This is a genomic window from Wolbachia endosymbiont of Wuchereria bancrofti (assembly GCF_002204235.2).
Taxonomy (GTDB): Bacteria; Pseudomonadota; Alphaproteobacteria; order Rickettsiales; family Anaplasmataceae; genus Wolbachia.
Window position 1 is genome coordinate 1 of sequence record NZ_NJBR02000045.1, and the last position, 9,046, is coordinate 9,046.

The 9,046-nt window shown below is 32.8% G+C and carries 8 protein-coding genes and 1 pseudogene; 4 read left to right on the top strand and 5 right to left on the bottom strand.

The genetic code is table 11. The annotated features are described in order from the left end of the window. Positions 1-136 precede the first annotated feature (136 nt). Positions 137-530: pseudogene (locus CCY16_RS02680) on the top strand (phospholipase D-like domain-containing protein); the annotation flags it as partial. A gap of 519 nt (positions 531-1,049) precedes the next feature. Here the strand turns inward: CCY16_RS02680 and CCY16_RS02685 are convergent. Further along, positions 1,050-1,412 (bottom strand): S41 family peptidase, encoded by a 363-nt coding sequence (locus CCY16_RS02685; RefSeq protein WP_088414761.1) that lies wholly within the window; start codon positions 1,410-1,412, stop codon positions 1,050-1,052. Between the two features lie 342 nt (positions 1,413-1,754). Between CCY16_RS02685 and CCY16_RS02690 the strand changes: the two genes are divergently transcribed. The 3 genes from CCY16_RS02690 (at position 1,755) to CCY16_RS02700 (ending at position 5,250) form a co-directional block, all read left to right on the top strand. After that, positions 1,755-2,795 (top strand): quinone-dependent dihydroorotate dehydrogenase, encoded by a 1,041-nt coding sequence (locus CCY16_RS02690; protein ID WP_088414763.1) that lies wholly within the window; start codon positions 1,755-1,757, stop codon positions 2,793-2,795. A 78-nt stretch (positions 2,796-2,873) separates the two neighbouring features. Continuing rightward, on the top strand, positions 2,874-3,575 hold the full coding sequence (gene rnc / locus CCY16_RS02695; RefSeq protein WP_088414773.1) for a ribonuclease III: 702 nt from the start codon (positions 2,874-2,876) through the stop codon (positions 3,573-3,575). Between the two features lie 271 nt (positions 3,576-3,846). Beyond that, entirely contained in the window at positions 3,847-5,250 is a 1,404-nt protein-coding gene (locus CCY16_RS02700; RefSeq protein WP_410543242.1) for a type II secretion system protein GspD, read from the top strand. Between the two features lie 7 nt (positions 5,251-5,257). On the opposite strand, the gene CCY16_RS02705 is transcribed toward CCY16_RS02700, so the two are convergent. The 4 genes from CCY16_RS02705 to CCY16_RS02720 form a co-directional block, all read right to left on the bottom strand. After that, entirely contained in the window at positions 5,258-6,067 is an 810-nt protein-coding gene (locus CCY16_RS02705; protein WP_088414765.1) for a P44/Msp2 family outer membrane protein, read from the bottom strand. Between the two features lie 42 nt (positions 6,068-6,109). Beyond that, positions 6,110-7,345 carry a tRNA (N(6)-L-threonylcarbamoyladenosine(37)-C(2))-methylthiotransferase MtaB gene (gene mtaB / locus CCY16_RS02710; protein ID WP_088414767.1) on the bottom strand — a complete coding sequence of 412 codons (1,236 nt, stop codon included), beginning with the start codon at positions 7,343-7,345 and terminating at the stop codon, positions 6,110-6,112. Between the two features lie 178 nt (positions 7,346-7,523). Next, positions 7,524-7,877, bottom strand: a complete 354-nt coding sequence (gene gatC, locus CCY16_RS02715; protein ID WP_088414769.1) for an Asp-tRNA(Asn)/Glu-tRNA(Gln) amidotransferase subunit GatC — start codon at positions 7,875-7,877, stop codon at positions 7,524-7,526. After that, positions 7,867-8,793 (bottom strand): ribose-phosphate diphosphokinase, encoded by a 927-nt coding sequence (locus CCY16_RS02720; protein WP_088414771.1) that lies wholly within the window; start codon positions 8,791-8,793, stop codon positions 7,867-7,869. Before CCY16_RS02720 ends, gatC begins: the two co-directional genes overlap by 11 nt. Positions 8,794-9,046 lie beyond the last annotated feature (253 nt).

A 9,046-nucleotide genomic window follows, 5' to 3' on the forward strand; every position in this document is an offset into this window, starting at 1 on the left:
AGTTAAATGGCCATTTTATAATGAATTTTGTCAGTAACTACACTAAGTTTCTTGGCTGCTATGCAACAAAGTTCAGCAGCTATATATAACTTGAGTTTATTTATGGTGTGTATTATGGGGTTGTCTTTACTTAGATCCAAAAATTACTTTCTACTTTACTCCATGAGAAAATTATGCTCAGCAAGTAATTGATACAATAGATCAATCTGAGAAATCCATTTTGGTTCAACAATACGAATTTACTCTTGAGAGTAGCCAATTCTCTAGTTGAAGCAAAAAAACGTGGCGTTGATATTAAAATTATTCTAGATAAATCACAGCTCCATTCAAAACATAGTGTTATGCACAAGTTATTTGAAGAAGGAATACCAATTTGGATTGATTACAAGGCAGAAATTGCTCATAATAGAATATTAATTATTGATGACCACAAGGTTATTACAGGGTCGTTCAATCTCAGTGATACAGCTGAAGAAAGAAATGCTGAAAAATTACTGACTATTGCGAATTATCCTGAGATTACTGAGTGATATACAAAAAATTGGGAAGTGTGGCAGTTACAATCTCACAGTATCCATTCCAGCAATTGTGTAGGAAGTTAATAGGAAAAATATTGAAAAAAGTATCCGTTTAGAGGTGTAAGCAAAAAAACTGTCAAACAAACACAGGCGTTAAAATAAGGTAGGCTAAACGTAAAAAAAATATGATTTCTAGTATTTTTAGGGTAAAAAATGGACTTCTAAAACCTTCATAATAGGTCTTTTATCTATACTCCTGAATAGATACACTTTAAGCATGTTTAATAAGCCTAAGTTTCTTAGCCACACACGAATTTAAAAATTCAACTCCTTTGATAAGTTGATAATCCTTTCTATCGTTTTGGTTTATAACTACTATATTCAGTATTACATCTGTTATAAGGTTACCAGAAGGAAGATAATATAATTTATTTGTTACCTAATTACACTACCATTTTTCAGTAGAAGAATTGTTCGTCCAGAAGCCTTGCTATATGATCTTACCTCAACAATTTTAGCGCGTTTATTACTCTACAAAGCAGCAGCAACTATTTCAGATGCAGATGCGGATTTTTCATTAATTAATACTATTACAGATAATCCAGAAAATATATCTCCTTTGCTTGCTTTGTAATGTTTTTTCTCTTTACTTTCCGCAGCAACTATTTTCCCACCATCAAAAAAACTATCGCATATTAATACTGCTTGGAAAAATAATACGCCGTAATTATCTCTCAAATCTAGAATTACACCTTTTATGGTACTGTTATTTTCTTTAATGTTGAGCCATTGCTTTCTGAAATGATTGTTAAAGCTTTCATTAAATTCAGAAATTTTAATATAGACTATATTGTCTATAATCTTAGTTGAAACAGTATTTATTTGAAGTTGCATTTTCTTGAATTCTTCACTATCAAAATAGTAAGAATATGAATCTAGTTTAGAAAATATTTCATCTATTGCATATTCAAAACAAGAGTTTTTTGATTAATGGGCCAGACATACTCCTTTTCTACTTTTTGATTATGTTCTTGAATAATTCAATATGGTCTATTTGTTGAGCAGATGAACCATAAGTAAATAAGGATAAAATAATAACAATAATAAATTTCATGAGGAGAGTTTATCCATGATTCATAAGTAGAATCAACGAAAATGTCTTCTTTTAAAGTTATGGTTATACTCTGCGTTTTGTGGTAGAAAATAAGCTAAGAGTAAGTAGAGTGTTTTACAAAAATGATACTATGTAATTTACTGTTTTTGCTGCCGCCTGAAATTGCTCACTCCTTAGCGATCATGATGTTGAAAAGGATATCTTATAGAAAACCTATAGAACTACCAGAATCTTTAAGTGTGAATTGCTTTAATAATAAATTTAGGAGTCCTGTGGGTCTTGCTGCAGGTTTTGACAAGAATGCAGAAGTTATCAGGTCCATGCTTTCATTTGGTTTTGGATTTATTGAAGCTGGTACTGTAACTAAACACCCTCAATATGGAAACGCAAAACCGAGAATTTTTCGGTTAATTGAAGATCAAGGAGTAATAAATAGATTGGGATTCAATAACAAGGGAATAGACTATTTTTTAAAGCAAATAAGTGAAACCAAGCTTGATGACTGTATTTTAGGTATAAATATAGGAAAAAATAGTGCATCGAAGGACCAAGTCAGTGATTATATTGACTTAATAAAGATGGTGTATGGGAAAAGTAGTTATATAGTGCTAAACATCTCATCCCCGAACACACCTAATTTACGCAATTTGCACAATAGGCAAGAATTATCAGAGTTGTTAAAATCCATAACCCTAACCAGAAAATCAATTGATAATTCCGAATCTGTTCCAATAATGTTAAAAATTTCCCCAGATATAGATCAGCAGGCAAAGGAAGATATTGTTGAGCTTGCGTTGGAGTATAAAATTGATGGCTTGACAATAAGCAACACTACAGTCAGTCGAGATAACTTACATTCTCACCATAATGAAAGTGGTGGATTAAGTGGCAGACCATTGTTTAAGCTTTCAACAGAGTTATTGAGTGACATATACAAACTTACTCAAGGCAAGATATTATTGATAGGGTGTGGAGGCATTTCAAGTGGTGCTGATGCATATAAAAAAATAAAGGCAGGGGCATCTTTAGTGCAACTATACACTGCTCTCATATACCACGGACCTCAAGCTGTGAATAAAATTAATCTGGAACTTGCAGAGTTAGTGAGGAAAGATGGACTGAGTAATATTGGTGAGGCAGTGGGTTGTGATTGTAGATTCTAGAAGCTTGTTTTAATAGAATAAAACTAATTTTTTTGGTATAAAGATATGATGGGGGATACTCCTTTTAAAGCAACAAGCATGGAAGACTTGAACGACACTATATCTAAGATCATTAACTATAGATTTAAAAATGATGCGATATTAGAAGAAGCATTAACTCATCCAAGCTTAAATAAAAGAAATAGCAAAAATCAAATTGAAAATTACGAAAGGCTAGAATTTTTGGGCGATAGTATTTTGAATATGATTGTATCTGCTATACTGTTTAGATTATTCCCTAAAGAAAAAGAAGGGGCATTGGCAAGAAGAAAAACGGATTTAGTTTGTGGTAATACCATTGCTAATGTTGCTAAAGAAATAAAGTTGGGTAACTTTATTATCATGAATAACAGTGAACGTTGCAATGGAGGAAAACGTAACCTAAAGAATTTAGAAAATGCACTTGAAGCACTAATAGGTGCAATTTATGTTGATGGCGGATTCGCAAATGCTAAAAAGTTTGTTACCCAGCATTGGGAAGAGCGGGCCAAAGGCATGCTCAGTCTCCCTCAAGATCCTAAAACCTCACTGCAAGAGTGGACTCAGAAAAATAAGTTACCCTTACCAGAGTATGAGCTTATGAAACAAACTGGACCAGCACATAGTCCTGAATTTACTATATCAATTTGCATAGAAAATTATGGTAAAGTTTTTGCATGTGCTTCTAGTAAAAAGGTTGCTGAACAAAAAGCTGCTGAATTAATGCTAGAAAAGATTAATAATAGTGAAAAGACAATTTAGCTTGAACAAAAACGGACAAGTTTTAAGAAAGCTAAGACCACAGTTTTAGTATTTAGCGTTGCTGCTGCCTGATGAAAACAAAATTAAATATATTTTTAATATTTTTATAGAAACTTATTAGAATGGTTTTGTATGCTTTTTCTAATGGCTATTTTAAAATGCTTGATGCTTTTTTATCATTTTTTGTGTATGCCTACCTACTCAAGGATATGATAAAAGCCTTACTGAAATAGAAGGTGAAGATCATCATGATATAAGTGAACACGGCTATTTGTTAGAGCGATGTAAAAATGGAATCTCTCTTTCAGAAGGCAAAGAACCAGCAATACCAGAAATTGTGCCTTTGCCTGTAGAGTTTCCCGGTCTTATAGTTAGCAGTCAACTTATTTCTATTAATGTTAGCGAAGAAGTGTCAGTAAAGGATTTGCTGATTGAGATAGGAAAACTCTCTGATATTAACTTGGATATAAACCCCAAAATATCAGGTAATATTATTTTAAAGTTAAAAGATAAAAATATAAATAAAGTAATCCAGAGTATAGCTGATAGCGCTAAACTGCGTTATTCAACAAGTAATGGTGTGATTAAAATTGAGCAGGATTTACCATACGCACAAAATTACTATGTAGATTTCATCAATATTCAACATTCTGCTCAGAGCAGTTTTATCGTTAATAACAATATTACTAGCGGTAATAGAAGCAACGTTGATGAAGATCACAATAGTGTTATAAAGTCTCAATATAGCAGTGATTTGCGGAATTCATTGGAAAAAGGTCTTAATGCAATAATGGACATTAACGGGGTGGATAATAAGGAATTTCTTTCATCCAACAGAGAAACAGGTGTTATTATTTTAAATGCTAGAAGAAACATCTATAAAACTGTTGAAGAATATATCAATAAGGTTAAACAATTGGCATCTTCTCAAGTGATGATAGAGGCAAAGATAGTTGAGGTTATGTTAGATGACAAATACCTTTCTGGTATTAACTTAAATGATTTATACAATGTAAATAAGCCTGTGGTGAATCAAGATAATTCTATTATTGATCTTGCGGTAAATTTCGGTGCAAGTGATCTAGGGAATTTAGTGAAAAGTTTAGACAAATTTGGCACTTCAACTGTAATTTCAAGCCTCAAAGTATATGTCATAAATAATCAGCAGGCAATGATTTCATTCACTAAAAATCACATTTATTTTACTTCTGACATACAAAAAAATACTAAAAATTCAAATCAGATCTTAGTGACCAAAATGAACAGCGTGCCAATAGGTGTCATGTTAATAGTTCATCCAAGCATCAATATTGATACTAGTGAAATATTCATGAATATACACCCAACTTTATCAAGAATTAACGGCCACACTAAAGATCCAAATATAGAGTACATTGCACAGCAGAGTAGAACGAAATTGAATAGCAATATTCCAATTGTTGAAATTAGAGAAATGAACTCTATGTTAAAGATTAAGAGTGGTGAAGTTATGGTAATTGGTGGGCTTATAGAGCATAGAGAAGATAAGCAAAGCTTTAAAGCTGCGTTAAATCAGAAGTCAAAGAGACTAGCAGACAACATGAGAACAGTAGAAACTGTTATCTTTTTAAAAGCAACAATTGTGCCAATATTTGATTTGTTGGATAAAAAAGATAAGAACTTGTATATACATTGAATCGTTGCTAAAAATTAAATATTAAGCCAATTTCAATGTTATGGGTCGATATGTCATCTGCAATAGGTATCGGAATACTAAAATAACGGTAGCCGAGGAAGGTTTTGATTTTTGGGATTATCGAGTAATCAACACCAAGCTTTACTTGATAAGCAAACCAAGGAACGTTTAGTGGCATCGAGTTTTGAGGTGAACCATTGACCTTTCTTAATCTAAAAACCGTTGGTCCTATACCAAGGCCGAAGTAAGGAGCAATTTGTGTATCTTGAATACTGGGATTATAGTAAAAGTTTAACAAAAATGCAAATATACCAGCTGATCTATCAAATATCGGAAAAGAATTGCCATTTTTAATGTTGACCTTAGAATACATGGCTTCGAAATCAATACGGCCGTTTTCTCCAGCGTAGTAGCCTAAAGATATACTGTTAAGCCACTGGAAATCAATCTCATCATCAAACTTTTTTACGCTTTCAATCTCATCTGCTACTATATTTTTTATTATAGTACCATAACGGTTCTCAACTAAAGTAGGAACTCTTTCTCCAATTGCTTTTATACCATTCACAAATGTTTCTGAGTTATCAGAGTATATTTTACCGCTATTAGCGCTAACATAAAAATCAAGTTTTTTATCTTTTACTGATATAACCCCTCTTCCATTATATTTTCTAGATATGTGGCATATAGATTCGTCTGCAAGCATTAAATTTTCCACAAACTGTCCATCATTTGAACAACTTTCATTAGCGTAAATAGGAAAAAAGCTAATACATAAGATTAGTAATGCATCAAAAACAATAGATCTTTTCATCATAAACAAGTTTACAATTTATAGTGCTTTCCTCATATCAAAAAATTAGGGAAGAATACTTCCAACTAAGTAACCATTTTCCATTCCTATAATGGTAGCTTTTACAATACTTTTAGCTTGAATCTTTGATGTAAACTTTACTAATGCGAAATTTTCTGCTCTACCAATATTATTTTGCTCAACTAGAACACTTTGTTTAGTGCCTATCAAAGATTGATAAAAGTTATTCATCATTGCTTTATTTATTTTCCTTAAGTTTTTTACTCTTTCTTTACGCACATTCTCTGGCACTTGTGGCATTCGTGCAGCAGGTGTATTCTTCCGCTTCGAATATGGAAAAGCGTGTAGATAAACTGTATTTGTTTCTTCAAGTAGATTAACTGTATCCTGAAACATCTCATCAGTTTCCGTAGGAAATCCAGCAATAATATCAGCACCATATGCTATATTAGACCTCAAACTTTTCACTTTATGACAAAATTCTATCACTTGTTCCCTACTATGACGACGTTTCATTCTTTTTAGAATTAAATTATTACCAGATTGTAAGCTTAAGTGCAAATGTGGCATAAATCTTGATTCATTAACTATTAAATCCATTAATTCATCATCAACTTCAGCAACATCAATAGAAGAAAGCCTGAGCCTCTTTAATTCTGGCACATCCTTTAAAACTCTCCTGACCATTGAACCAAGTGAAGGTTTGCCAAATAGATCTGTACCAAAATCAGTAATATCAACTCCTGTAAATACTATTTCTTGATAGCCATTTGCTATGAAAATCTTGATTTGCTCAATAATATTGTTTATTGGTACGGATCGGTTATTCCCTCTTGCTTCAGTAATCGAGCAAAACGTGCAGCTATGATTACAGCCATTTTGAACTTCAATGAATGCTCTTGATTTATCTTTGAATTTATCAATTAGAGCAGGTTCTGACTTACTTGCCTGGCTATCGTTGACTAATATTTTATTGTTACTTAATAAGTAATTTTCGGTCTTTAGCTTATCTTGATTGCCTAACACTTTACTCACACCAGGAATATTACTATACGATTCAGGGTCTAATTGAACGGCACAGCCAACTACGATAATTTCTTTATTTGGGTCACTTTTATAAATCTTACGTATTTTTTGTTTTACTTGACGTTCTGCTTCATTTGTCACTGCACAGCTGTGTACTACTACAACATTTTCTCTCTCTGCTTTTTTTAATGCTTCCTTAATTAACTCACTTTCGTAAAAATTTAGGCGGCAACCAAATGTCACTACTTCATTCATGCTAGGCTTCAATAGGCTTTACAATTTAATTATTATATCAGACATCCAGGTAAAATCATTAAGCCTCTTAACCATAACGAGTGGTAAACCTATGTTTCTATAGACCTGTTCTTCTACATAAATCCTGAACCTATATCAATCCACTCTCTAAATCTTTCTTTGAAAAATGAGCCTTACTTTAATCATTTATAACCTTTGGCACTACAAAATACCCATGCTCAGATTTTGTATTAGATAGTATCTCCTCTTTCATGCTCTGGAAATTGACAACGTCGTCGCGTACGTGAATATCCTTATCTATACTGCCATAGCGTATAGGGGAAACGTCTCTAGTATTAACTTGCAATAAAATGTCATGTATCCAATCTAACATTGTCAGTTCTTTGGAGTAATGCTCTATTTCGTCATTTGATAACTTAATTCTTACAAGCTGTGCGATTTTAAGCATTTCTTCCTTAGTGATTGTTACTTTTCTCTTGTTTACAAATTCTATTAGCGAAGTGATGACATCTTCTGCTGACCTAGCTGGCATCTTTACCTCCTTGAATGAAGTGAGTCAAAATATTTGCAATTGAAACAATTTCTATTTTATCAGTTTTTTCAAGTTTGTGAAATATGGTATCTGTAGTCACTAATTTATCTAGAGAAGAGGAAGAGATTTTTTCAATTGCATTCCCTGAAAGTACGCCATGTGTTATGCATGAAATTACAGACCTTGCTCTACAATTTTTTAAAGCGAGAGCCGCATTACACAATGTTCCACCGGAATCAACTATATCATCAACAATGATACAATTTTTATTTGTGGCTTCTCCTATTACATTCATTACATGAGATGTGCCTGCTTTCTCCCTATATTTATCTATTACGATAATCTTATCACTCAATTTTATCTTGTACTTTTTCTCTAAAGTCTTTGCAAAAGCACGTGCTCTACCGATTGCTCCAACATCGGGTGCAACTATTGCCAAGTTTTCTGTATGTATAGAGTCAGCGAATGCCTCAAAACAACTCAAATTAGTTAGTGGTACATCAAAAAACCCTTCAATTTGACTTGAATGCAAATCAATGACCGCAACACTGTTTGCACCTGCAGTCTGAATAAGATTTGCGACTAATTTGGCGTTCAAAGCAGATTGCATGTTGTTGTTTTTAATGATTCTGTCCTGCCTACTATATCCATAGTAGGGAATAATTGTCGTAATTCTTTTAGTTCCTGACCTCTTTACTGCATCAATTATAAACAGAAGCTCCATAAGATGGTCGTTCACAGGGGGAGAAATGGACTGTATTATATATACCTCTTGACCGCAGAGGTTACTTTCCACTTCTGCATTTATCGCACCATCGGCAAACTTTGACACCTGAGCGGAAAATGGCTGAACATTCAGCTTGCTAGCTATTAATTTTCCTAGTTCTTTACTAGCATTACCTATTATTATCTTCATAATATACCAATTAAACTTGTAAGATTATACAGAAATTATGAGATGATAGAAATTGAGTTTCTTTATTTTAACGTTCTTGTCAATGAATCAGTTGCACAGCTATCGGTCGTTCAGTAACTCACAGAAATGCAAAAACCACTTTACAAACCTAGCTAGCCCCCTTATCACGATACTGAAGGTATTAAGTTACCTTCAATCTGTGCAGATTAAAATGACAAAGTATTATATAATTAGCATCTTATGTTTAATTTTT

What these genes read in the sequence shown, in the direction of transcription:
- CCY16_RS02685 (WP_088414761.1), bottom strand. Translation starts at nt 1,412, where the DNA reads ATGCAACTTCAAATAAATACTGTTTCAACTAAGATTATAGACAATATA.
- CCY16_RS02690 (WP_088414763.1), top strand. Translation starts at nt 1,755, where the DNA reads ATGATACTATGTAATTTACTGTTTTTGCTGCCGCCTGAAATTGCTCAC.
- rnc (WP_088414773.1), top strand. Translation starts at nt 2,874, where the DNA reads ATGGAAGACTTGAACGACACTATATCTAAGATCATTAACTATAGATTT.
- CCY16_RS02705 (WP_088414765.1), bottom strand. Translation starts at nt 6,067, where the DNA reads ATGATGAAAAGATCTATTGTTTTTGATGCATTACTAATCTTATGTATT.
- mtaB (WP_088414767.1), bottom strand. Translation starts at nt 7,345, where the DNA reads ATGAATGAAGTAGTGACATTTGGTTGCCGCCTAAATTTTTACGAAAGT.
- gatC (WP_088414769.1), bottom strand. Translation starts at nt 7,877, where the DNA reads ATGCCAGCTAGGTCAGCAGAAGATGTCATCACTTCGCTAATAGAATTT.
- CCY16_RS02720 (WP_088414771.1), bottom strand. Translation starts at nt 8,793, where the DNA reads ATGAAGATAATAATAGGTAATGCTAGTAAAGAACTAGGAAAATTAATA.